This window comes from Blautia sp. MSJ-36 (assembly GCF_018917985.1).
GTDB lineage: Bacteria > Bacillota > Clostridia > Lachnospirales > Lachnospiraceae > Blautia_A.
The window spans coordinates 1-25,270 of record NZ_JAHLPQ010000009.1 but is presented as its reverse complement, the minus strand read 5'-3'; the positions used below and the strand labels follow the sequence as shown (position 1 = coordinate 25,270).

The window sequence follows — 25,270 nt, the reverse complement described above, 5'->3', positions numbered from 1 at the left end:
AAATAAAAGGATCCGTCATACAGACAGCTGAAAAAGCCGATGTATGGCGGATCTTTTTTATCATAGCTCAGTGTACGGTGATCTGATAGCTCTTGATAAATTCCTCATCCGGTTTCAGCACATTGATATTTGCTTTTTCGGAAAGAGGCTTTTCAAAACCACAGTCATCACAGCGTCCCATCCACGGCTCCAGGCATACGAAGGGAGCACCGGGTACGGACCAGATACCGAAATTCGGGAAGCCCTCACTGGTAAGTGTCAGATATGGAGTTCCGTCCGGGAAGAGGATACCGGCCTTTTGGATCTGGCCGTTATCAAAAACAAGAGCGTCTTTATCAAACATATGAGGAGCAATGGAACAGGTTCCGTTTTCAAGGGAAAGTGTATGTGGTTCGTCAGCAAGGACTGTTCCTACAGACGTATCGATAAGGAGATAGGTAAGAGTGTCCAGGCCTTCAAAAGCAAGACGGTAATCACTCTGGGATTCGCCTTCACGTACCGGAACACGGAATGCCGGATGGCCGCCGATGGTAAAATACATAGTCTCAGAATCTTTATTTACAACTTCCCAGCAGACGTCCAGATCATGCTCTTTCAGAGTATAAGTGATCTTCAGGGCAAAAGCAAAGGGATAGACTTTTAAGGTTTCTTCCGAGGATTTCAGGACAAAAGTCAGGGAAGTATCTGTGATATCCGTGCAGATAAATTCGCTGTCTCTTGCAAAACCGTGCTGTTTGGAAGGATATTCCTTTCCGTTCAGACGCCAGATATCTTTGTAGTTACGTCCCACGTTGGGAAAAAGTACAGGCGCATGGCGTTTCCAGTAAGCCGGATCTGCCTGCCAGAGGATCTCCCTGTCATTAGTCTTGTCATAGATGCCGGTGAGTTCAGCACCGTGATCGGAAACGGAAATCTTAAGAAAGCTGTTTTCAATCGTTCGTGTCATGATAAACCTCCTGTATGACAGCATTCGGGTAATATTACCTTGGAATTGCTGCATGTTTTTTTCTATTTTAGCACATTTTTCAGATGATAACGAGAAAAATACAATCTGTGAAAAATATAACTGGAAAATCTGTCATATTTCACAAGAGAAATTGCTGTTTTTTGGAAGAATAACCTTGACTAATGAAGGATAAATCTATAAAATAATTATGTGCGTAGAAAACATACATTTTTTATGTTTTAAAGAACAATAATTAGGAGGAAAATGTAAAATGGCAAAATGGGTTTACATGTTTACAGAAGGTAATGCTACTATGAGAAATCTTCTGGGCGGCAAAGGTGCCAACCTTGCTGAGATGACAAACCTCGGTCTTCCTGTACCGCAGGGCTTCACAATCACAACAGAGGCCTGCACACAGTACTACGAGGATGGCAGATCCATCAACGATGAGATCATGGCTCAGATCATGGAAGCAATTACCAAGATGGAAGGAGTTACCGGTAAGAAATTCGGTGACAAAGAAAATCCTCTGCTTGTATCCGTTCGTTCTGGTGCGAGAGCATCTATGCCAGGTATGATGGACACAATCCTCAACCTTGGTTTAAATGAAGAAGTTGTTAACACTCTTGCTGAGAAATCCGGCAATGAGCGTTGGGCTTGGGACTGCTACAGAAGATTCATCCAGATGTACTCTGACGTAGTTATGGAAGTTGGTAAGAAATACTTCGAGGAGCTCATCGATGAGATGAAAGCTAAGAGAGGTGTTAAGCAGGACGTTGAGCTTACAGCTGCTGACCTGCATGAGCTTGCTGACCAGTTCAAAGCTGAGTATAAATCTAAAATCGGTTCTGATTTCCCAACTGATCCGAAGGAGCAGCTGGTAGGTGCGATCAAAGCCGTATTCCGTTCCTGGGACAACCCACGTGCGAACGTATATCGTCGTGACAACGATATCCCATATTCCTGGGGTACAGCTGTTAACGTACAGATGATGGCATTCGGTAACATGGGTGATGACTGTGGTACAGGTGTTGCCTTCACACGTGACCCTGCTACAGGTGCTAACGGTCTGTTCGGTGAGTTCCTTACCAATGCACAGGGCGAGGACGTAGTTGCTGGTGTTCGTACACCTATGCACATCTCCGAGATGGAGCAGAAGTTCCCGGAAGCATTCGTACAGTTCAAACAGGTTTGCGAGACTCTTGAGAAACATTACAGAGACATGCAGGATATGGAGTTTACTGTAGAGCATGGTAAACTGTATATGCTTCAGACACGTAATGGTAAGAGAACTGCACAGGCTGCTCTTAAGATCGCTTGTGACCTCGTTGATGAGGGAATGAGAACTGAGGAAGAGGCTGTTGCAATGATCGATCCTCGTAACCTTGATACACTTCTTCATCCGCAGTTCGATGCAGCTGCTCTTAAAGCTGCTACACCGATGGGTAAAGGTCTTGGTGCTTCTCCAGGAGCTGCTTGCGGTAAGATCGTATTCTCTGCAGAGGACGCTGTTGAGTGGGCTGCAAGAGGAGAGAAAGTTGTTCTTGTTCGTCTTGAGACATCCCCAGAGGATATCACAGGTATGAAAGCTGCTCAGGGTATCCTGACAGTTCGTGGTGGTATGACATCTCACGCAGCTGTAGTTGCTCGTGGTATGGGATCCTGCTGTGTATCCGGATGCGGCGATATCGCTATGGATGAGGAGAACAAGAAATTCACACTTGCTGGTAAAGAGTTCCATGAAGGAGATGCAATCTCCATTGATGGTACAACAGGTAACATCTATGACGGACTTATCCCGACTGTAGATGCTAAGATCGCTGGTGAGTTCGGACGTATCATGGGATGGGCTGACAAGTACAGAACAATGAAAGTTCGTACAAACGCTGATACTCCTGCTGATGCTAAGAAAGCTCGTGAGCTTGGTGCAGAGGGAATCGGTCTTTGCCGTACAGAGCATATGTTCTTCGAGGGCAACAGAATCGATGCATTCCGTGAGATGATCTGCTCTGAGACAGTAGAGGAGAGAGAAGCAGCACTTGCTAAGATCCTTCCGGAGCAGCAGGGAGACTTCGAGAAACTCTATGAGGCACTTGAAGGAAATCCTGTAACAATCCGTTTCCTTGATCCGCCACTTCATGAGTTCGTTCCTACAGAGGAAGAGGACATCAAGAAACTGGCTGATGCTCAGGGCAAGACTGTAGAGCAGATCAAGACAATCATCGCTTCCCTTCACGAGTTCAACCCGATGATGGGACATCGTGGATGCCGTCTTGCTGTTACTTATCCAGAGATTGCTAAGATGCAGACAAGCGCTGTTATCCGCGCAGCTATCAACGTTAAGAAGAATCATCCGGATTGGAACATCAAACCGGAGATCATGATTCCGCTTGTTGGTGACATCAAAGAGCTTAAATATGTTAAGAAATTCGTTGTAGAGACAGCAGACGCTGAGATCAAAGCAGCTGGTTCTGACCTTGAGTACGAGGTTGGTACTATGATCGAGATCCCGAGAGCAGCTCTTACAGCTGATGATATCGCTAAAGAGGCTGACTTCTTCTGCTTCGGTACAAACGACCTTACACAGATGACATACGGATTCTCCCGTGATGATGCTGGTAAGTTCCTTAACGCATACTATGATGCTAAGATCTTCGAGAACGATCCATTCGCTAAACTTGATCAGGTTGGCGTTGGTAAACTTATGAAGATGGCAATCCAGCTTGGAAAACCGGTTAACCCGAAACTTCACGTAGGTATCTGCGGTGAGCACGGCGGAGATCCGTCTTCCGTAGAGTTCTGCAACGAGATCGGACTTGACTATGTATCCTGCTCACCGTTCCGTGTACCGATCGCTCGTCTTGCAGCAGCACAGGCAGCAATCGCTAAGAAGAACGCCTAAGCAGAACTTCATATTGCTTCAAGGCTGAAACTTCAGCCTGATCAAGCATAGAAAGCTTCTGGCAGTCTGTAGAAATACAGATTGTCAGGAGCTTTTTTTATACAGGGGAAAGAACCATGAAAAAGAAAATTTTTATTATCACAGGAATGATTCTGTGTATCCTGGCAGGAATAGTTATCGTGCCTTCCGTGATCAGAACCAGACAGGCAGTAAAAGAATTTGAAAAAGATTTTCATGCATCCGCCAATTCCGGGGCAGATTCTGCGGGGATAGATTCTGAAGATGAGCCAGCTGCGGAGAACGAAGAAGTTTCAGAGGAAGAAGAGAAGAAAGCGTTTGAGCTGGATACGTATTTGGATCACAGAGATATGACTCACCGGTTGTATATTTACGACATGGATTATATTGAAAAGGCCATTTCCTTTGAGAAAAAAAGCCTTCAGGATTTTGAGGAGGTGATCAGGCAGAATCCGAAAATCCCGGATAAATTCAAACCACTTATGGAAGAATACTGCAAATGTGTGTTTGAAAAATATCCGGATGTGGAACTTCGTCCTTTTTATCAGAATCTTCAGAGCCTGGAAGTTGTGGAATGTACAGAGGATGAACTGTTAAAAGTCAGCTGGGATGTTTATTCCTGCGGATGTTACGTGAAATCAGAGAATAAGATTTATGTGCTGAAAGATAAAGAATACGAAGAAGGAACCTGGGATTATCAGGTGATCTTCCATGAACTGAGTCATTGTCTGCGGGACAGCCATTATACAGATGAAGACGGAAACAAAGTATACATTCAGTTTGCGGGACTGAATTATTATGATGTTCCCAATGCGGAGGCAATCAATTCCCTGTTTGCGGTCAGCCTTTTTGATTATGAGGAAAAGGATATTGCCTATCAGATGCAGAGCAATGCTCATAAAATAATGATCGAATGTATGGACAATTATTCTCTGGATGATTATGTGAATCACAGTCTGGGATATTACGCAAAACAGCTGGATGAATATAATCAGGATGACAACTATGCAACCACGATCCTGACGTTGATGGATGAGCAGTACCACGATTACTACGATGAAAAGACAGCGGAGAACCCGGAAAAATATTACCCGATCTATGATTATATTTCCAACATGTATCTGGGAAAACATCTGAACGCAGGGATGAGTCTGGAAGAAGCCAGAGGGATTATGGATGAGATGCTGGAAAAACTCCTCTTTGACGTCCCGGAGGAATATCATATAGACAGAGATCATTTTTATGAGTATCTGGAGAAGTATTATACAGAGAGATTTTCTGCCGCATAGCTGGAAGTTTTCCGTCTGCGGTGATTCCAGCAGTTTACGAAAAAAGGGATTCATGGTATCATGAAAGAAACAGGGCAGATCATGCCAGAGGATAAGGAGAATTTTATGAATCAGGAATCACAGACACCGCATAAGAGGCGGGTACGATATAAAGGAAAATATCCGAAGAAATTCGAGGAGAAATATAAAGAGCTTCAGCCTGAGAAGTATAAAGATACCATTGAACATGTGATCAGCAAGGGGAATACACCGGCGGGAATGCATATTTCCATTATGGTGAAAGAGATCATTGATTTTCTGGAGATCAAACCGGGGCAGGTTGGATTTGATGCCACACTTGGATATGGTGGACATACCAGAGCCATGCTGGAATGTCTGAAAGGCCAGGGTCATATGTATGCGACAGATGTGGACCCGGAAGAATCCGCCAAGACCAGAAAACGTCTGGCAGAGCAGGGTTTCGGGGAAGATATCCTGACAATTAAACTCCAGAATTTCTGTACCATTGATGAGATCGCGAAAGAAATCGGGGGATTTGATTTTATCCTGGCGGATCTCGGCGTATCTTCCATGCAGATTGACAATCCAAAGAGAGGTTTTTCCTTTAAAGTGGACGGACCTCTGGACTTAAGACTGAATCAGGAGGCAGGAATCAGTGCGGCGGAGCGTCTGGATACCATTTCCAGAGAAGAACTTGCCGGAATGCTGGATGAGAATTCCGATGAGCCGTACTGTGAGGAGATCGCCAAAGCCATCACCGATGAGATTCGTAAGGGCAACCGCATAGATACCACCACGAAACTTCGGGAAGTGATCGAAAAGACTCTGGATTTCCTTCCGGAAAAAGAGAAAAAAGACACGGTCAAAAAAACATGCCAGAGAGTCTTCCAGGCACTGCGTATTGATGTGAACCGGGAATTCGAAGTTCTTTATGATTTTATGGAAAAACTCCCCGGAGCCCTGAAACCAGGCGGACGTGTGGCAATCCTTACCTTCCATTCCGGAGAAGACAAGCTGGTAAAGAAAGCCTTAAAACAGGGTTACAAAGAAGGCATCTATTCCGATTATTCCAAAGATGTGATCCGGCCTTCCGCACAGGAATGTGCCCAGAACGGACGTGCCAGATCCACCAAGATGCGCTGGGCTGTGAAAGCTTAAGTAAAGAGCAAAAAAGCAGTTCTGATGCAGATACAAACACAGAAACAGAAATATCCTGGAATGCGTTGACATCCAGGATATTTTTTGCTATGGTATATAAGTTTGTACGGATGAGAAGAAAGGAATTGGAATATGGAGGAAAAGAAAGACATTTTTGACAGACTGATGCATCTTCCTGTATTGAACATATTTGAACCTTTTTATAAAAAACATAAGGAAGTTCTGATGTATCTGTTCTTTGGCGGGATCACATTTTTTCTGAACATAGCACTGTATGCATGGCTGGATGGCATGCTCGGAATAAATGCGCTGATCGCCAATGTGATCTGCTGGGTAGTCTGTGTATTGTTTCAGTATTTTACAAACAGAACCTGGGTATTCGACGGACAGGTAGATTCGGCAGCCGGATTTTTAAAGCAGATGGCTTCGTTTTTCGGAGGAAGACTCTTTACTCTGGTTGTGGAAGAAGCGATCCTTGCAGTATTCATTACCTGGCTTGGATTTAACAGCATGGCAGTGAAGCTGATCGCTCAGGTGGTTGTGATCGTATTGAATTATATAATCAGTAAATTAATTGTTTTTAAAAAATAAAAAATGTTTATATTTACGAGAAAGGAGTTGAGTTAAAAAATGGCAAAAGATAAGACCAATGATATGACTGTGGGAAATCCGGTGAGCCTGATCATCCGGTTTATGATCCCCATGTGCCTGGGAAATGTTTTCCAGCAGTTTTACAACATTGCGGATTCCATTGTTGCGGGACAGTTTCTGGGAGTGGATGCGCTGGCAGCCATCGGAAGTACCGGTTCGCTGATGTTTTTTGTTACCGGATGGCTTAACGGGCTGAGTAGTGGTTTTGCCATTCTGGTATCCCAGTGGTTTGGTGCAAAACAATATGATAAGATGCGCCATTATGTGGCCATGTCCATTTATCTGGCAGCAGCATTTGCCATTGTGATGACCATTGGGCTGGAGGCTCTGAATGAGCCGATCCTGCGGCTGATGAATTCGCCGGAAGATCTGATGGGATCTGTAAAAGGATATATGGGAATCATTTATGCAGGCCTTCTGGTAACTGCGGCGTATAATTCACTGGCGGCGTTTTTACGAGCACTGGGAGATTCAAGATCTCCGCTGTATTTTCTGATCATTTCAGCAGTGATCAATGTGTTCCTGGATATTCTGTTTATTGTAAAAATCGGGATGGGAGTGGAAGGCTGTGCCTATGCTACGGTTATCGCGCAGGCAATTTCCGCAGTCTGCTGCCTGATCTATATTATCAAAAAGTTCCCGATCCTGCATCTGAAGAAAGAAAACTTTGAAGTTTCTTTTACCAGCTTCCGTTATCTGCTGGCCCTTGGTATTCCCATGGGACTTCAGTTTTCCATCACAGCGATCGGAACCATTATTGTGCAGGGTGCGGTAAATATTTACGGTTCTGTATATATGGCAGGATTTTCCGCTGCGGGAAAAATACAGAATATCATTGTAACTGTATTTGTAGCTTTTGGTGCGACGATGGCAACCTATGTAGGACAGAACCGGGGCGCCGGAAAGATGGACCGTGTAAAAGCAGGAATGAAATATACCCAGATCATGATCCTGATCTGGAGTGTGATCACTATGATCATTATGTTCTTTTTCGGAAAGTACATGACCTGGTTATTTATTGACAAATCCCAGACGGATGTTATTAATGTTTCTGTTACTTATTTTCATACGGTATTCTGGGCATATCCGTTCCTTGGAAGTATCTTCCTCTACAGAAACGGACTTCAGGGACTGGGATATGGCTTGGTTCCCATGCTGGGCGGTGTGTTTGAACTGGCGGCAAGAAGTGCGATCGTTATGTTTGTTGCAGGAAAAACAAGTTTTGCAGGTGTATGTTTGGCGGATCCTGCCGCATGGATCGCAGCGCTGATCCCTCTGATCCCGTATTATATTTATGTGATGAAAAAGTGGAGCAGGGGAAAAAAGGAAACTGCTGCCTGAGTGGGTATAATACAGAAAATGAAAAGAATAAATTTGGGCTTGCAATTATGGAAGATACAGTTATAATGATATTATAACTGCGGAAAAAACCAGGAAACCGGGATTCCGGGTAAGATTACAGATCCAGAAGGGAGAATATAGATCATGGAAATCACAAAGGAAACAACAATGGGCGAAATGCTTGCATACGATGAGAAGATCGCATACATTCTTATGCAGGAAGGAATGCACTGCATCGGCTGCCCGTCTTCTATCGGCGAATCTCTTGAGGAGGCATGCATGGTACACGGACTTGATGTAAACGTAGTACTTGCAGACATCCATCACTATGAGGAAACCAAGAACCAGAAATAATCAGTATTATCACTGATCTTATAACGTTATAACGTACAGATTACGGACCGTAAGGGATAACGACTGTGCATGTCTTTTTGGCATGCCATCGTTATCCCTTTTTTTATATATGGAGGAAAAAACATGTATGTCATGATCGACAATTTTGATTCATTTGTATACAATCTGAAGGCATATTTTCAGGAACTGGGGAGAGATATCCTGGTTAAACGCTGCGATGAGATTACTCTGGACGAGCTGGAAGCGATGAATTCGGAAGGGATTATTCTTTCGCCGGGACCGAAACGTCCCTGGGATGCGAAGCTTTGTGTAGATACAGTAAAAAGATTTCAGGGAAGGATCCCCATTCTTGGTGTCTGTCTGGGCCATCAGGTTATCGGCCACTGTGCAGGCGCAGTAGTGGAAAAGGGAGTACGCCCCATGCATGGAAAAGTAACAGAGATCCATAATCACGGAACCGGCGTGTTTGCAGGCCTGCCGGAGAAATATAAGGTGACAAGATATCATTCCCTGATTGTCCGGGAAGACAGCATCCCGGAGGAATATCAGGTGGATGCAGTTTCGGATGACGGAGCTGTTATGGGAATTTCCCACAGGACACTGCCGTTATACGGCGTACAGTTCCATCCGGAAGCTGTTCTTACGGAATATGGCCATGAGCTTCTTGAGAATTTCTGTAAGATCGCAGAGGAATTTCATCAGGAGAGGGAAGAAGAACTGGCAGAAGAGAAAACTGCTTAGATCAAAAAATAACCCGGAGATGAATGCAGCTCGCCTGCACTCATAAGAATATTACAGGGTGCAGTGAGGATACCTGATCCGCTCACTGCACAGATAAAACCGGGAACACACAGGAGTAAAAACATGTACAAAAATCAGCGAATCATAAAAGAACTGACCCCATATATCCTGGCAGTGGAGATTTTCCGGATCTACGAGAGAGAGCCGGGAGCTGCATTTCTGGATTCCTCCCTTGTGAATGAACTGGGACATTATTCCGTGATCGGAAGGTGCCCCTATCTGAAACTGGTAAAAGACGGGAAGACCTTTACCATCAATGGAAAACCGGAAACAGAAACAACCTTTGAAGATTACATGCGGGAATATTTGGATACCCATGAGGATAAAAATGACAGCGGACTTCCTATTGTATCCGGAGCCGTAGGATATTTTTCCTATGATTACGGAAGGAAACAGATGGGAGTACCCTCCGGGGAAAAAGATCTCGTGACGATTCCGGAAGCAGTTCTGACGTTTTATGACTGTTTTGTTGTGGAAGACTGTCAGGAAAAAAGGACGTATCTTGTGTCAAATGGAATCAGCGGAAATGCCGCGGCGCAGATCGGCGCAATGGAAAAAGCAATCCTGGAATCTGCAGAGGCTGGCAAACCGGAAGAACCGGAAATCGGAGAAAAAAAGAAATTCGGAAATGGGATGATCACGGAAAATTCTCACCGTGAGAAATTTGAGATCCAGGTTCATCCAAATTTTGAGAAAGAGGAATACAAGCAGGCAGTGGACCGGATGATCCGGTATATTATAGAAGGTGATATCTACATTGCCAATATGACACAGCAGCTGACCATTGAAAGCGAAAAACAGCCGCTGGATGTTTTTTATGATCTTCGGAAAAACAATCCCTCTCCTTTTGGCGGATATCTGGATTTCGGAGATTATCAGATCGTCTGTGCCTCTCCGGAGCGCTTCCTGAAAATGAAAGACCGCCATGTAAACACCCGTCCTATAAAAGGGACACGAAAACGTGGCGCAACGCCTGAGGAAGATGAAATGCTCCGCCAGGAACTTGCAGATTCCGGCAAAGATAAAAGTGAGCTTCTGATGATCGTAGATCTGGAACGAAATGATCTGAACCGGGTATGTACACCGGGAAGCGTGAAAGTAACTGAACTTTTTACAGTGGAAGCATATGCCACAGTATTTCATCTGGTGTCGGATATTGAGGGAACACTGGAAGATGGAAAAAATGTGATGGACCTTCTGGAAGCTACGTTCCCCGGTGGTTCTATTACCGGTGCACCGAAATACCGCGCTATGGAGATCATTGATGAACTGGAGCATGGAAAAAGAAATCTCTATACCGGTTCCATCGGCTATCTGACACTGGATGGCAGCTGCGATTTTAACATCGTGATCCGTACAGCCCTTCATAAAAACGGGAAATATCATCTTGGTGTCGGTGGCGGGATCACGGCAGAGTCAGATCTGGAATTTGAGTATGAGGAAACACTGCAGAAAGCGAAAGCGATCCTGGATGCACTGCAGTAGGGGACATACGGAATAACGGAAGACTAAGAAAGATTCTGCAGACGGGCCGGGAGACCTGATGCAAAAGGGAGGATGGAGATGAACGTAACATTAGATGAATGTTTTCAGTTTGGCCTGGGAGCATTTGAAACCATAGGGATCGAACAGGGAATTCCCATACTGCTGGATAAACACCTGAAAAGACTGGAACGTGCCGCAGATTTCCTGAAACTGGGAAGCTTGTCAGAACGGGGGATCACTGCACGGAAGATTGAAAAATATCTGGAAGAACAGAAAATGCGCACAGAAGTACAAAATGAATTTGGAAACCTGGAGCACTGTGCATTAAAGATCATGCTTACCAAGGAAAACATGGTTTATTCTCTTCGTGCCAATCACTATACACCGGAAAAATATGAGAAATGTTTTTTCATAGATATCAGTGCGGTAAAACGAAATGAAACCTCACCGCTGGTATATCACAAAACCATGAATTACGGAGACTGTATCCTGGAAAAAAGAAATGCCACGGCAGCAGGAATGGATGAGCGGCTGTTTCTCAATACAAAAGAACAGGTTTCTGAAGGTACGGTAAGTAATGTATTTTTTGTGAGAAACGGCGTGATCTGTACGCCACAAGTCAGTTGCGGCCTTCTTCCGGGGATCCTTCGGGAGTATCTCTGTGAAACAGAAGATGTGGAAGAGACAGACATCTATGTTCAGGACCTGAAGCGGTATCAGGAATGTTTTGTTACCAATTCCCTGATGGGAATCATGCCAGTGCGTCAGATTGGGGGAATTCGGTTTGAGGAAGACCGAGTGACAAAGGAGCTGATGAGAAAATATCAGGACATGGTACAGGAGACGATAAATAAGAAGAAAGACAGATGAAACGATATGGAGTGCCAGATTCTGTGAATGACCATGACTGAAATGAATGAAAATGACTGAGATAATCAGGGATAAAAGTGTATCAACCTGGAAAAACTAGGATTGATGCACTTTTTTTGTGCAAACTCAACCAAAAACAGTCATGAATTTTGTGAAGTAGTTTGATTGACTTTGAATGAATTTGGAAGTATACTAAGTTAAACAAATGAGGAACAACAAAAAGCGGTCAGAAACCCGCAGAATAAAAGATATGGGGAGGAGAAAGAAATGATCTGCACAGTTACTTTTAATCCATCTCTGGACTATATCGTTTCCGTAGAGGACTTCAAGCTTGGACTTACCAACCGTACCAGTTCTGAGCTGATGCTTCCGGGTGGAAAAGGAATCAACGTTTCCACAGTGCTGATGAACCTTGGAATTGAGAATACAGCACTTGGTTTTATGGCAGGATTCGTAGGAGATGAGATTGTAAGAAAGCTTGAGGAGATGGGAGTGAAATCGGATTTTATTAAGATCCCGGAAGGCGTTTCCAGAATCAACCTGAAGCTGAAATCCATTGACGGAACCGAGATCAACGGAATGGGACCGAAGATCAGCGCAGAAAAAGTTCAGGAGCTGATGGAGAAACTTGACACACTGAAAGAAGGAGATGTGCTTTTCCTGGCAGGAAGCATTCCATCATCCATGCCGGATGACATGTACGAGAAGATCATGGCGAGACTGGACGGAAGAGGCGTGATGATCGTTGTGGATGCAACAAGAGATCTTCTTGTAAATGTTTTGAAATATCATCCGTTCCTTGTGAAACCCAACAACCATGAACTGGGAGAAATCTTCGGCGTCGAGCTTAAGACACGTCAGGATGTGATACCTTACGGAAAGAAACTCCAGGAAAAAGGAGCCAGAAACGTGCTGATTTCCATGGCAGGTGAAGGAGCTGTCCTGGTAGCAGAAGACGGACAGGTATTTGAGAAACCGGCACCGAAGGGAACACTGGTAAACGGTGTGGGAGCCGGAGATTCCATGGTGGCAGGTTTTATGGCAGGCTGGATGGAAAAACAGGATTACGAATACGCTTTCCATATGGGAATTTCCGCAGGAAGCGCAAGTGCATTTTCTGAAAATCTTGCCACAAAGGAAGAGATTCAGGCGGTATATAAACAGGTAACAGAGGGGTAAATAAGAAAGGAGAAGGGAAGATGAGAATCACAGATCTGCTTGACAAACGAAGCATATCGCTGGATGCAGCACCGAAGACCAAATCCGAAGCGCTGGATATGGCCGTAGATCTTATGGTAAAAAGTGAAAAGATCAGCGACCGGGAAGCTTATCGGAAACAGGTGTATTTAAGAGAGGAAGAAAGTACAACAGGAATCGGTGAGGGAATCGCCATTCCTCATGGAAAATGTGATGCGGTAAAGAAACCGGGACTTGCTGCCATGGTAGTAAAAAACGGCGTGGAATTTGAGGCACTGGACGATGAACCGGTCACCCTTCTTTTCCTGATCGCGGCACCGAATACAGAAGACAACATTCATCTGGATGTACTCAGCAAACTTTCCGTGATGCTGATGGATGATAATTTTACAGAGTCCTTACGTAACGCGAAATCTGTAGATGAATTTATGGAGATCATCGACAAGGCAGATGATGAGAAAAAAGATATCGACGAGAGACTGGCAGATACAGGAAGTTCCGAAGGAGCCAGAGCCAAACTGCTGGCAGTTACTTCATGCCCCACAGGTATTGCCCACACCTACATGGCAGCAGAAGGACTGGAAAAAGCAGCGAAGGCGAAAGACTGTTTCATTAAAATAGAGACAAGAGGCTCCGGCGGAGCAAAAAATGTACTTACGGATCAGGAGATCCAGGAAGCAGACTGCATTATCGTAGCAGCAGATGCCAAGGTCCCCATGGACCGTTTCGACGGAAAGAAAGTCATCGAATGTCAGGTTTCCGACGGAATCAGCAAGGCAGACCAACTGGTTGACCGTGCCATTTCCGGAGATGTTCCGATATATCATGCGGCAGCAGGCAGCCAGAGTTCTTCCTCAAATGCAAAAGCAGGCGGCGGAGCAGGCCACAAGATCTACATGCAGCTGATGAACGGTGTATCTCATATGCTTCCACTGGTTGTTGGCGGTGGTATCCTGATCGCCCTTGCATTTCTGATCGATGGTTTAAGCGTAGATTTAAGTTCCCTTCCGGCAGACCAGAGAGCAAACTTTGGTACCATCACACCGGTAGCGGCTGTTCTGAAAAATATTGGTGGAACCGCATTTGGGTTCATGCTTCCTGTACTGGCCGGCTTTATCGCAATGGCTATCGGTGACAGACCGGCACTTGCAGTTGGCCTTGTAGGCGGTATGATCGCAGCAAACGGAAAATCCGGTTTTCTTGGAGCTCTTCTTGCAGGTTTCCTTGCAGGATATCTGATCCTGGGACTTCGTAAAGTCTGTGATAAACTTCCGGAAGCTCTGGAAAAAATCGCACCGGTACTGATCTATCCGGTTGTTGGTGTCCTTCTTATGGGACTTTGTATGACATTTATTGTAGAGCCGATCATGGGCGGCATTAATACAGGATTAAATAATGCCTTGACAGGCATGGGAAATTCAAGTAAAGTAATTTTAGGACTGGTTCTCGGTGGCATGATGGCCATTGATATGGGAGGCCCGTTCAACAAAGCAGCATATGTATTTGGTACAGCGGCCATTGCGGCAGGTAACTATGACATTATGGCAGCAGTTATGGTAGGAGGCATGACTCCTCCATGTGCTATCGCACTTGCATCCCTGCTGTTTAAAGACAAATTTACAAAAGAAGAGCGTGAGGCAGGACCGACCAACTTTATCATGGGACTTGCATTTATCACAGAAGGAGCCATTCCTTTTGCGGCATCTGACCCGATCCATGTACTTCCGTCCTGTATCGTCGGTTCCGCAGTAGCCGGAGCGATCTCCATGTTCTTCAACTGTACACTGATGGCACCGCACGGCGGAATCTTCGTATTCCCGGTTGTAGGTAACGCACTGATGTATCTGGTTGCACTGGTTGTGGGAACTCTGATCTCAGCCGTACTTCTCGGTGTACTGAAGAAAAAAGTTGCTTAAATTTTTAAAATTAAAAATAAAAACCTGGAGGATAAAAAAATGAAAGAATTCAAGTATGTAGTAACAGATAACGAAGGAATCCATGCACGTCCGGCAGGAGAGCTTGTGAAACTTGTAAAAGGTTTCGAGTCCAAGATCACAATCGAGAAAGACGGTAAGACTGTAGAGTGCAGAAAACTTCTTGCACTTATGGGACTTGGCGTAAAGAAAGGCCATGAGGTTACTTTCACATTCGATGGTGCAGACGAGGATGCAGCATACGAGGCAGTAAGCAAATTCATGCAGGAGAACCTGTAATCTCAGAATGAGTAAACAGAAGACATCCCGGTCCGTCTGATCGGGGTGTCTTTTTTAAAGGAGGAAAAATATGCTGACGGAGCAGAGATATGAGATCATACTCGGCCTTCTCAGAGAAAAAAACAGTGTCACAGTAACAGAGCTGAAAGATATCCTGGATGCATCGGAATCTACAGTCCGCAGGGATATCACAGCGCTTTACAAGGCGGGAAAACTGACCAGAGTTTTTGGCGGCGCAGTGGCACTGGAGCATACAGTCAATGCCTATGAGCCTACCGTAGCCCAAAAATCCGAGCTTAATATCGAGGAAAAAAAGAAGATCGCAGCCTATGCGGCATCTCTGATCCAGCCGGAAGATTTCGTATATCTGGATGCGGGAACGACTACCGGATATATGCTGGAACATCTTAATGGCTCCAGGGCGACGTTTGTGACCAACGGTGTTTCCCATGCCAGGACTCTGGCTCAGATGGGAGTCCGTGTGCTGCTGATCGGCGGAGAACTAAAAGGTTCCACAGAAGCGGTGATTGGAAGCCAGGCTATGCAGATGCTGAAGAACTATCATTTTACAAAGGGTTTTTTTGGAACAAACGGAATGACGCTAAGAGAAGGTTTTACTACACCGGAGGCCAACGAGGCACTGGTAAAGCGAACAGCTATGGAGCAGTGCCTGGAAAGATACGTAGTATCCGACAGTTCCAAATTCGGACAGATCAGTGCGGTGACATTCTTTTCGTTTGATGGAGCGGTGATCCTGACGGAAAACTGTTCCAGAGAATATAAGGATTGCAGAAATATTCAGATCGTATCATAAAAAGATATAAAATAAAAAGATTATAAATAAAAAACCGGTTTGGAAGAAAAAATTCTTCGGAAACCGGTTTTTTGTAATCAGTCTTCTTTGGAAATCATGGATTCCAGATCTTCCACAGAAATGTCTTTCTTACGCATCAGTTTAAGAAGACGTTTCAACTCTGCGGCTTCTTCTGCTTTCTTGGCTGCTTTATGAATTTCTTCCAGCTGTGCTGCAAGAGCAGTTTTCTCATCTTCCAGAGCTGCGATCTTCTCTGTGTAGGCAGCAATCTTGGACTCTACTTTGGAAATTTTTTCGTTCAGTACTTCTACTTTGGTACGTCTCTGTCCCATATGAAACCTCCTGATAAAATATTATTACTTATACAATAGCATAAAAGGTCTGAAAATACAATTATCAATTATATTTCATATTGACTTAGTGGGGAAAGTATGATATTTTATCAAAATATAAATCGAAGTATTCGTCTTACAGAAATCGGAAATAAAAATGAAACAGAATTTTAAGAGGTGAAGAGAAGAATGGAAGATAAAAAATTACAGGAAGCATTAAAAAAAGAAGAAGATCTGAAAGATTATCTCCGTCAGTTAAAAAGTGTGGCCGTTGCCTTTTCCGGAGGTGTGGACTCCACCTACCTTCTTAAGGTAGCACATGATACCCTTGGAGATCAGGTGATCGCCGTGACCGCAAAGTCCTGCTCTTTTCCGGAGAGAGAACTTATGGAAGCGATCCGTTTCTGCGAAAAAGAGGGCATCCGTCATTTTGTATGTGAATCCGAGGAGCTGGATATCGAAGGATTTTCCCATAATCCGAAGAACCGCTGTTATATCTGTAAGCACGAGCTGTTTGAGAAGATCATCAACATCGCAAAGGAGCAGAAGATTGCCTATATTGCAGAGGGTTCCAATATGGATGATAACGGAGATTACAGACCAGGACTTCAGGCAGTGGCAGAACTTGGGGTAACAAGCCCTCTGCGCCATTCCAAACTTGCGAAAGAAGAAATTCGTATCCTGTCCAGAAATCTGGGACTTCCTACCTGGGATAAACAGTCCTTTGCATGTCTTTCTTCCAGATTTGTATATGGAGAAGAGATCACAAGGGATAAACTTTCCATGGTGGATAAAGCGGAGCAGCTTCTTCTGGATCTGGGATTTCATCAGGTTCGTGTTCGGATCCACGGAATGATGGCCCGCATTGAAGTGGAACCGGCAGAATTTTCCAAAGTTCTGGAAAACCGGGAAAAGATCACAAAAGAGTTTAAGACATATGGCTTTACCTATGTTACAATGGATCTGACAGGCTACCGGACAGGAAGCATGAACGAAACATTGGGAGAGTAATATGAAAATAATTGCAAGGATCAGAAGTGATTTTCCAACAAAATTTGGAATCCCGCGCCAGAGCGGCCGTGTGGAAGAACTGACAGCCCGTATTGTTTTTGAACCGGAATACCGGGTACGTGAAGCGGTGAAGGGGCTGGAAGATTTTTCACATATCTGGCTGCTCTGGGAATTTTCTAAGGCAATCCGTGAGAACTGGTCACCTACGGTACGTCCGCCACGTCTGGGCGGGAATGAAAGGATGGGTGTATTTGCCACCAGATCCCCATTCCGTCCCAATCCGGTAGGGCTGTCCTGCGTGAAACTGGAAAAGATCGATCTGGAGAGTAAAGAAGCTCCTGTACTGATCGTATCCGGTGCAGATCTGATGGATGGAACCCCCATCTATGATATCAAGCCATATCTGCCGGCTGCAGACTGCCATCCGGAAGCCCTGGGCGGTTTTGCAACAAAAGTGGAGCAGCACTTCCTGAAAGTGGAGATTCCCGAAGAATGGAAGGCAAAGATCCCGGAAGAGAAACTTTCTGCGCTGGAAGGGGTACTTAAGGAAGATCCAAGGCCTGCCTACCAGAAAGATCCGGAGCGGATATACGGAATGCCTTTTGCGGGAATGGATGTGCATTTCCAGGTAAAAGAGGGCATACTTACTGTATGTGGGATCACAGAATATAAAAAATCTGACAAAATTTAAAATTACCTTTGACAAACTTTTTAAGGCATGGTATTATAATAAACGAGTTAGCAAATGCTAACTCAATATTTTAAACCAAGAGTTAGTCAAAGATAACCAGTAACAGTTATATAAAAAAAGTTCAGAGATCAAAGGAGAGTGAATTATGAGCGTTGTAATCGTAGGCGGTAATGAAAGAATGATATGTCAGTATGAGGATATCTGTAAAGGGTTCGGATGTAAGGCGAAAGTTTTTGCCAAGGAAAAAGGAGCTATGAAGAAAAAGATCGGTGTGCCGGATCTGATGATCCTGTTCACAAGTACCGTTTCCCACAAAATGGTAAACTGCGCGGTAGAAGAAGCAAAGAAAAAATCCATCCCTGTATGCCGCTGTCACACAAGCAGCGCTGCAGCTCTTGAGAACATTCTGAAACAGTACTGTGCATAAGAAACAGGTCAGGAGATACTTTTCTCTTGTATAATTTGACTTTTTTGCGGAAATGTAACGGAAAGACTTGCAAAATTATAAATTATTCAATAAAATAGCCGTAGGTTTCTGTGGTAAAGTGTTGCAGTGAATCGTGAATATGCAGCGCTGGAAGTCGAAATTACAGGTGAGAGGTGTTATCATGAAAAAAGTTGTAAAATTCGGTGGAAGTTCCCTTGCAAATGCGGAGCAGTTCCAGAAAGTGGGCGATATCATCCGCAGCGATGAGAGCCGCCGTTATGTAGTTCCGTCAGCTCCGGGAAAGAGATTTGACGAAGATATCAAAGTAACCGATATGCTTTACGGATGCTATGACGCAGCATCCAAAGGTGAGGATATCACTGAGAAGCTTAATGCCATCAAAGAGAGATATTATGAGATTATCAAAGGTCTTGGACTGAGCCTTTCTCTTGAAGACGAGTTCAAGAAGATCGATGAGGATTTCCGTGCACAGGCAGGAATCCAGTATGCGGCATCCAGAGGTGAGTTCCTCAATGGTAAGATCATGGCTGCATATCTTGGATATGATTTTGTGGATGCGGCTACTGTAATCCGTTTTGACAAAGACGGTAATCTGGAAGCTGAGGAGACCAACAAACTCCTTTCCAAGAAACTCAGCAAATCCCAGCATGCGGTTATCCCGGGATTCTACGGAGCATGTGCAGATGGTACGGTAAAGACATTTTCCAGAGGTGGTTCTGATGTAACCGGATCCCTGGTTGCAAAAGCGATCCATGCAGATATCTATGAGAACTGGACTGATGTTTCCGGTTTCCTTGTAACCGATCCGCGTATCGTACACAATCCGGAACCCATCGAGGCAATTACATACAGAGAGCTTCGTGAGCTTTCTTACATGGGAGCAACCGTTCTTCATGAGGATGCGATCTTCCCGGTTCGTAAAGAGGGAATTCCGATCAACATCCGTAATACAAACAGCCCGGAAGACAAAGGTACACTGATCGTAGAGAGCACCTGCAAAAAACCGAAATTTACAATTACCGGTATTGCCGGAAAGAAAGGTTTCTGCTCCATTAATATCGAGAAATCCATGATGAACAGTGAGATCGGTTTTGGCCGTAAAGTTCTTCAGGTATTTGAGGATCAGGGAATCAGTTTTGAGCATGTACCGTCCGGAATCGATACTATGACCGTATATGTTCACCAGGATGAGTTTGAGGAGAAAGAGCAGCAGGTTATCGCAGGCATCCACCGTCTGGTACAGCCTGACTTCGTGGAGATGGAATCCGACCTTGCACTGATCGCAGTCGTAGGCCGTGGAATGAAATCCCAGAGAGGTACTGCAGGAAGAATCTTCTCTGCTCTTGCTCATGCAAATGTAAATGTAAAAATGATTGACCAGGGTTCCAGTGAGCTGAATATCATCATCGGCGTTGAGAACCGCGATTTCGAAAAAGCTGTCAGAGCGATCTATGATATTTTTGTTCTGACACGGATCTAAAAATATCCATTTTAATTAAATCAGGAAGTATTATATCCGCCGCAGGACATGTAACATACCGTCCTGTGGCGGATTTTTTGGCCAAAATCTATGGTTTACCTAAAAATAATCCAAATAAATTCGACAAAATTTCTAAAAGAAAAACAAAGATATTATACATTGTGTCGAAAAACGTCTGACAGGAAATAAACAGTATTGACAAAAACTTAACTTTTGTGTAAAACAGACATATACAAAAACTTCAGAAAGGCAGGCGGTCAGCAATGGAGAAACAGATCAAACTGGATGAAAAAAGCGCACAGGAGTTTGTCAGTGCAGCCAGCAGATGCAATTTTGATATTGATGTATTTTACAACCGCATTATCATCGACGCGAAGTCGATCCTTGGACTTCTTAGTCTGGATCTGACAAAGACTCTGACAGTAAAGTGTTACGGAGAGGATGAAAATTTTAACCAGGTTCTTTCCAAGTACGCGGTAGGCTGAGAAATATGAATAAAGAAAAAAAGTAATAAAAAGGCGCAGTTCATGAGAAGCAAAGCAGAACATGCGTCTTTTTTGATTGCAAAAAGATTTTTGTATGTAGTTTTTATGGTATAATCTGAAATACAGCATTGCAGAAAAGGGCAGCTTTTGGAGAAAGAGCTCTGAAAGCTGCAGGAGTGAAATTATGGAAAAACCAAAAGTACGGATTTCTGTCAGAAACCTGGTGGAATTTATATTACGTAGCGGAGACCTGGATAACAGCCGTGGATCATCCGGAGATAAAGAAGCCATGTTAAAAGGCGGAAGGCTTCACCGGAAGATCCAGAGAAGCATGAAAGGCAATTATCAGGCGGAAGTTTCCCTGAAAAGAGAAAGTGAATACGAGGATACGATCATCCAGGTGGAAGGTCGTGCAGATGGAATTTTTACAGAGGACGGGGAGGTCTGGATCGATGAGATCAAAGGAACCTATGGAAATCTCCAGGCAATGGAGATGCCGGTACCTGTCCACCGTGCACAGGCAATGTGTTACGGGTGGATTTACGGAGAAAAAGAAGGCCTTTCCCAAATCGGGATCCAGATGACCTATTCCCATCTGGATACAGAGGATACCAGAAGATTCCGGGAAATTTTTTCCATGGAGGAACTGAAAAAGTGGTACCAGGAACTTCTGGATGCTTACCATAAATGGATTGCTTATTCACTTTCCTGGAAAAAAGAACGGAATGCATCCATGACAGATCTGCAGTTTCCGTTTCCTTACAGAGAAGGGCAGAGAGAGATTGTCAGCGGTGTATATCATACAGTTTCCAGCAAAAAAACGTTGTTTGTCCAGGCACCTACCGGGGTGGGAAAAACCATGTCCGCAATTTTTCCTTCGGTACGTGCCATCGGGGAGGGGAAGGGCGAAACACTGTTTTACCTTACCGCAAAAACCATTACAGGAACGGTTGCCTGGGAAGCGTTCCATACTTTGCGTGAAAATGGACTGAAATTTAAGGTCACAGCCATCACCGCAAAAGAAAAACTCTGTTTTCTGGATTCACCGGAGTGTACGCCGGAAAAATGCCCCTATGCAAAAGGACATTTTGACCGGGTGAATGATGCAGTCTATGAACTTTGGACTACCGAAGAGGTATATTCCAGGGAAGTGATCCGTGCTCATGCAGAAAAATGGCAGGTATGTCCTTTTGAAATGTGCCTGGATCTTTCCGTCTGGGTAGACGGGGTGATCTGTGACTATAATTACGCCTTTGATCCCAATGTCCATCTGAAACGCTTTTTCGGGGAAAATATTTCCGGAGATTATATTTTTCTCATTGATGAAGCGCATAATCTGGTAGAACGCGGAAGAGAAATGTACAGTGCGGAGATATCCAGACAGACACTTTTTACATTGCGGAAAAAAATCCGGAAACATTTTCCAAAACTCGCCAGGGCATTGGATAAAGCCAGCAGGCAGATGCTGGAACTGGAAGAGGATCTTAAGGCATCCCAAAATCCGTATCAGGTGCTTTCCAACCCAGGTATACTGCCGGTTACGTTTCTTACCATTTCCGGTGAGCTGGAAGAAATTCTGGAAGAAAAAAATCTGGAAGAGGAGCTTCGAAAGGAGATCCTGGAATTTTATTTTGTTGTGCGTGATTTTCTGAATGTGTCAGAACTGGTGGATGAGAACTATGTGGTCTATACGGAATGCTTTGGGGAAAATGATTTCCGGCTGCGCCTGTTCTGCGTGAATCCAGCTGCAAACTTAAGTGAATACCTGAAAAAGGGAAGAAGTGCGGTATTTTTTTCCGCAACACTTTTTCCGATGTTGTATTACCGGGAACTTCTTACAACAGAAACAGATGCTTATGGAATTTATGTGCAGTCCCCGTTTTCGGCAAAAAACAGGAGAATTCTCATTGGAAGCGATGTAAGCAGCCGGTATACAAGAAGAAACCATACAGAGTACCGTAAGATTGCGGAATATATTTCCAGGTGTGTATGGCAGCGCCAGGGGAATTATATGGTGTTTTTTCCTTCCTATCGTCTGATGGAAGATGTATATCAGGTTTATGAGGAGGAATTTTCGGTAGACTGGGTGCGCTGTATCCGGCAGAATTCTGATATGACCGAACGGGAACGGGAGGAATTTCTGGAAGAATTTCAGAGCAGGGAAGGAACACTGGTAGGTTTCTGCGTACTTGGAGGAATTTTTTCCGAGGGGGTTGATCTTACAGGTGAAAGTCTGATCGGAGCGATCATAGTGGGAACCGGACTTCCGCAGATCGGCAGTGAGCGGGAGATCCTGAAAGAATATTATGACAGAAAGAAACAGAGCGGTTTTGATTATGCCTACCGTTATCCTGGCATGAATAAGGTTCTCCAGGCAGCCGGACGTGTGATCCGCACCAAAGAGGACAAAGGTGTGATATTGCTTCTGGATGACCGTTTTCTGGGCCGGGATTACGGAGAAATTTTTCCAAGGGAATGGAAAGACCGGAGCAGCTGCAGGCTGAATACCGTGGAAGAGGCAGTAAGCAGGTTCTGGAGATCGTTTACTTGACAGACGGAAGAAATCCGGTATACTGATAGAGACTTTATCCACACTGGGAAAAGGGGGAGAGTACTCCCGGAATAAAATCAGAAACTGTTAAATCCAAAGATAAGAAAAGTGAAAGAAGTATATGAGACAGAAAAAAATATTAAAAGTACTGGCCGTGTGTTTCAGTACAGTAATGCTTACTCAGCCGGTATCAGCGGCGGCTCTGCAGCAGAGTGCACAGGGCAGCCTTGGTTCTGTTACGGAGGAGTCCCAGATACTTCCGATTCCCGATGGAAGTGGGAAATATATTTTAAAAAGCAGCGGTTTTTACTGCCTGAATGAAGATGGAACTAGAGAAAATACACCGGCAGTTCATTATTTTGATCATTTTGTGATTGATGGTACGGTGTTTGACGGATATTATTATCATGATGAAAATGGTAAATTTGCGGCGGGGAATCCGCATATGGTTCAGATCAAAAACTTAAGTGCTCCTGCCGCGGATGGAAGTGGTGCGGAAGTTTCCTTTGACGGATGTTATATGGTAAATAACCTTGGAAAACTCAGTGCCTCGCCGCAGGTACGGTATATGGACAATCTGGTGGTGGATAAAACCACTTACAATGGTTTGTATTATTTTGACGGATATGGAAAGATGATTACAGATCCCGGCATTCATTATCTTAACATGAACGCGGCAGGACAGATGTTTGACGGTTATTATTATTTTGGCGGAGAAAACGGAGTTCTGGTACAGGAAGAGGGAACAACACCGGAGGGCTTTCCGGTTGATGAAACCGGAAAAGTGGAAACAAAGGATCTGGGCATGGAAGGTCTGGAAACCAGACTTACGGAACTTCTTGGTTCCTATGACGGTACATGGAGTGTATATGTAAAAGATCTTACCAATGATCAAGAATTTGATCTTGGCAGCCAGTCCTTATACTCTGCCAGCCTGATCAAGGCATTTGTCATGGCACAGACCTATGCCAGTATGGACACCGTTCTTCAGAGTGAGGCTGCAAAAATGAAAAAAGATGTTTCCGATCCGGCAGTTGCGACGAAAGTTAATGATCTTCTCTGGAATATGATCACAGTCAGTGACAATGAATCTTTTAATGAACTGGTACGTCTGCAGACAACATCCGGTGTTTTTAAAGACGGGGCGGAGGCAGTGAATGCTTTCCTTGCGGAAAATCAGTTCGCGGATACATCGGTACAGCATACCCTAAGTCCTTCCGCATCCAAAGATGCGGGGCTGGGAGGAAGGAATACCACTTCTGTAAAAGACTGCGGGGAGCTTCTTTCCCGGATCTATAAAGGGGAATGTGTATCAAAGGAAGCTTCAGATGCTATGCTGAACCTTCTTCTGAACCAGCAGGTGACAACCAAGATCCCAAGTGGGATTTCCGCTTCTGTGGAAATTGCCAACAAGACCGGGGAGACAGATACAGACCAGCATGATATTGCTATTGTATACGGGGAGAAGACAACCTACATTCTCTGTGTGATGTCTGAGAACTGTAAATCCGGGGATGCAGTTTCACACATTCGGGATATTTCCGGGATTGTTTATAATTATCTGAATATGCAGCTTGACCAGGACTGACTTGTGAGCTAAAATGAAAATCAGCCGAGCAGTATCTGAATGTTTGACCCGAAACAGGAAGATTTTATAAGCTCACGAAAGGAGATTTTTATTATGAAGACAGTACATACAGACAAGGCACCGGCAGCCATTGGACCATATTCTCAGGCGATCATCCATGGAGACACTCTTTACACATCCGGTCAGATCCCGGTTGATCCGGCAACAGGAGAAGTTGTGGGAACAACCATCGAGGAGCAGGCAGACCGCGTAATGAAGAATCTCGGTGCAGTTCTTGAGACAGCAGGTTCCAGCTATGAGAACGCAGTCAAGACCGTATGCTTCCTTGCAGATATGAACGATTTTGCAGCATTTAACGAAGTATATGCGAAATATTTCGTAAACAAACCGGCACGCTCCTGCGTCGCAGTTAAAACACTCCCGAAGAATGTTCTCTGTGAAGTAGAAGTGATCGCAGCAGTATAATAAAAAACAGGCAGTAAATCCCCTGTCAGGAAGAGGTGATCTTCCGGCAGGGGATTTTTTGTTGTGTGACAGTAAAAATAAACCCCCTGCTATGCAGGGGGAGGGAAGATCTTTAGATATAAGTAATCTCCTGTGTTAAAATAAATGTAGGTCTGCAAACCACAAATATTAAATCACAGG

General features: G+C 44.5%; 23 protein-coding genes. 21 read left to right on the top strand and 2 right to left on the bottom strand.

What is annotated here, in order from left to right; translation table 11 throughout:
• Nucleotides 1-67: 67 nt before the first annotated feature.
• A complete protein-coding gene (locus tag KQI39_RS08480; protein WP_216417791.1) occupies nucleotides 68-946 on the bottom strand; it encodes an aldose 1-epimerase family protein in 879 nt (292 codons plus the stop codon).
• A 271-nt stretch (nucleotides 947-1,217) separates the two neighbouring features.
• Between KQI39_RS08480 and ppdK the strand changes: the two genes are divergently transcribed.
• The 13 genes from ppdK (at nucleotide 1,218) to KQI39_RS08415 (ending at nucleotide 16,039) form a co-directional block, all read left to right on the top strand.
• Nucleotides 1,218-3,848: a pyruvate, phosphate dikinase gene (gene ppdK, locus KQI39_RS08475; protein WP_059085207.1), complete on the top strand. Its 2,631-nt coding sequence runs from the start codon at nucleotides 1,218-1,220 to the stop codon at nucleotides 3,846-3,848.
• Between the two features lie 116 nt (nucleotides 3,849-3,964).
• On the top strand, nucleotides 3,965-5,155 hold the full coding sequence (locus KQI39_RS08470) for a hypothetical protein (protein ID WP_216417789.1): 1,191 nt from the start codon (nucleotides 3,965-3,967) through the stop codon (nucleotides 5,153-5,155).
• Nucleotides 5,156-5,260: 105 nt separating this feature from the next.
• Nucleotides 5,261-6,313 carry a 16S rRNA (cytosine(1402)-N(4))-methyltransferase RsmH gene (rsmH, locus tag KQI39_RS08465; RefSeq protein ID WP_216417787.1) on the top strand — a complete coding sequence of 351 codons (1,053 nt, stop codon included), beginning with the start codon at nucleotides 5,261-5,263 and terminating at the stop codon, nucleotides 6,311-6,313.
• 132 nt (nucleotides 6,314-6,445) lie between these two features.
• The gene (locus KQI39_RS08460) at nucleotides 6,446-6,904 is read left to right on the top strand and encodes a GtrA family protein (RefSeq protein WP_216417785.1); all 459 of its coding nucleotides are present in this window, start codon (nucleotides 6,446-6,448) and stop codon (nucleotides 6,902-6,904) included.
• A 39-nt stretch (nucleotides 6,905-6,943) separates the two neighbouring features.
• Nucleotides 6,944-8,305 carry an MATE family efflux transporter gene (locus KQI39_RS08455; RefSeq protein WP_216417783.1) on the top strand — a complete coding sequence of 454 codons (1,362 nt, stop codon included), beginning with the start codon at nucleotides 6,944-6,946 and terminating at the stop codon, nucleotides 8,303-8,305.
• 144 nt (nucleotides 8,306-8,449) lie between these two features.
• Nucleotides 8,450-8,659 (top strand): DUF1858 domain-containing protein, encoded by a 210-nt coding sequence (locus tag KQI39_RS08450; protein ID WP_216417781.1) that lies wholly within the window; start codon nucleotides 8,450-8,452, stop codon nucleotides 8,657-8,659.
• A 123-nt stretch (nucleotides 8,660-8,782) separates the two neighbouring features.
• The gene (locus KQI39_RS08445; RefSeq protein WP_216417778.1) at nucleotides 8,783-9,400 is read left to right on the top strand and encodes an anthranilate synthase component II; all 618 of its coding nucleotides are present in this window, start codon (nucleotides 8,783-8,785) and stop codon (nucleotides 9,398-9,400) included.
• Nucleotides 9,401-9,523: 123 nt separating this feature from the next.
• A complete protein-coding gene (gene pabB, locus KQI39_RS08440; RefSeq protein ID WP_216417776.1) occupies nucleotides 9,524-10,945 on the top strand; it encodes an aminodeoxychorismate synthase component I in 1,422 nt (473 codons plus the stop codon).
• Nucleotides 10,946-11,023: 78 nt separating this feature from the next.
• Entirely contained in the window at nucleotides 11,024-11,815 is a 792-nt protein-coding gene (locus KQI39_RS08435; RefSeq protein WP_216417774.1) for an aminotransferase class IV, read from the top strand.
• 267 nt (nucleotides 11,816-12,082) lie between these two features.
• The gene (pfkB, locus tag KQI39_RS08430; RefSeq protein ID WP_118071153.1) at nucleotides 12,083-12,994 is read left to right on the top strand and encodes a 1-phosphofructokinase; all 912 of its coding nucleotides are present in this window, start codon (nucleotides 12,083-12,085) and stop codon (nucleotides 12,992-12,994) included.
• A 20-nt stretch (nucleotides 12,995-13,014) separates the two neighbouring features.
• Nucleotides 13,015-14,928 carry a PTS fructose transporter subunit IIABC gene (locus tag KQI39_RS08425; RefSeq protein WP_216417773.1) on the top strand — a complete coding sequence of 638 codons (1,914 nt, stop codon included), beginning with the start codon at nucleotides 13,015-13,017 and terminating at the stop codon, nucleotides 14,926-14,928.
• Nucleotides 14,929-14,967: 39 nt separating this feature from the next.
• Entirely contained in the window at nucleotides 14,968-15,225 is a 258-nt protein-coding gene (locus tag KQI39_RS08420) for an HPr family phosphocarrier protein (protein ID WP_015525831.1), read from the top strand.
• Between the two features lie 70 nt (nucleotides 15,226-15,295).
• Entirely contained in the window at nucleotides 15,296-16,039 is a 744-nt protein-coding gene (locus KQI39_RS08415) for a DeoR/GlpR family DNA-binding transcription regulator (RefSeq protein WP_216417771.1), read from the top strand.
• Between the two features lie 77 nt (nucleotides 16,040-16,116).
• On the opposite strand, the gene KQI39_RS08410 is transcribed toward KQI39_RS08415, so the two are convergent.
• Nucleotides 16,117-16,371 carry a hypothetical protein gene (locus KQI39_RS08410; RefSeq protein WP_173762115.1) on the bottom strand — a complete coding sequence of 85 codons (255 nt, stop codon included), beginning with the start codon at nucleotides 16,369-16,371 and terminating at the stop codon, nucleotides 16,117-16,119.
• 189 nt (nucleotides 16,372-16,560) lie between these two features.
• Between KQI39_RS08410 and larE the strand changes: the two genes are divergently transcribed.
• The 8 genes from larE (at nucleotide 16,561) to KQI39_RS08370 (ending at nucleotide 25,090) form a co-directional block, all read left to right on the top strand.
• Entirely contained in the window at nucleotides 16,561-17,382 is an 822-nt protein-coding gene (gene larE, locus KQI39_RS08405) for an ATP-dependent sacrificial sulfur transferase LarE (RefSeq protein ID WP_216417769.1), read from the top strand.
• Nucleotide 17,383: 1 nt separating this feature from the next.
• The gene (tsaA, locus tag KQI39_RS08400; RefSeq protein WP_174095721.1) at nucleotides 17,384-18,073 is read left to right on the top strand and encodes a tRNA (N6-threonylcarbamoyladenosine(37)-N6)-methyltransferase TrmO; all 690 of its coding nucleotides are present in this window, start codon (nucleotides 17,384-17,386) and stop codon (nucleotides 18,071-18,073) included.
• A gap of 145 nt (nucleotides 18,074-18,218) precedes the next feature.
• Entirely contained in the window at nucleotides 18,219-18,500 is a 282-nt protein-coding gene (locus tag KQI39_RS08395; RefSeq protein WP_174095722.1) for a DUF2325 domain-containing protein, read from the top strand.
• Between the two features lie 181 nt (nucleotides 18,501-18,681).
• The gene (locus KQI39_RS08390; RefSeq protein WP_173762117.1) at nucleotides 18,682-20,001 is read left to right on the top strand and encodes an aspartate kinase; all 1,320 of its coding nucleotides are present in this window, start codon (nucleotides 18,682-18,684) and stop codon (nucleotides 19,999-20,001) included.
• 263 nt (nucleotides 20,002-20,264) lie between these two features.
• Nucleotides 20,265-20,486 carry an HPr family phosphocarrier protein gene (locus KQI39_RS08385; RefSeq protein ID WP_021977558.1) on the top strand — a complete coding sequence of 74 codons (222 nt, stop codon included), beginning with the start codon at nucleotides 20,265-20,267 and terminating at the stop codon, nucleotides 20,484-20,486.
• 184 nt (nucleotides 20,487-20,670) lie between these two features.
• Complete coding sequence (locus tag KQI39_RS08380) at nucleotides 20,671-23,037, top strand: ATP-dependent DNA helicase (protein ID WP_216417767.1); 2,367 nt, start codon at nucleotides 20,671-20,673, stop codon at nucleotides 23,035-23,037.
• 121 nt (nucleotides 23,038-23,158) lie between these two features.
• On the top strand, nucleotides 23,159-24,625 hold the full coding sequence (locus KQI39_RS08375) for a serine hydrolase (RefSeq protein ID WP_253293124.1): 1,467 nt from the start codon (nucleotides 23,159-23,161) through the stop codon (nucleotides 24,623-24,625).
• Between the two features lie 93 nt (nucleotides 24,626-24,718).
• Nucleotides 24,719-25,090, top strand: coding sequence for a RidA family protein (locus KQI39_RS08370; RefSeq protein WP_253293123.1), 372 nt, complete (start codon nucleotides 24,719-24,721; stop codon nucleotides 25,088-25,090).
• Nucleotides 25,091-25,270: the final 180 nt, after the last annotated feature.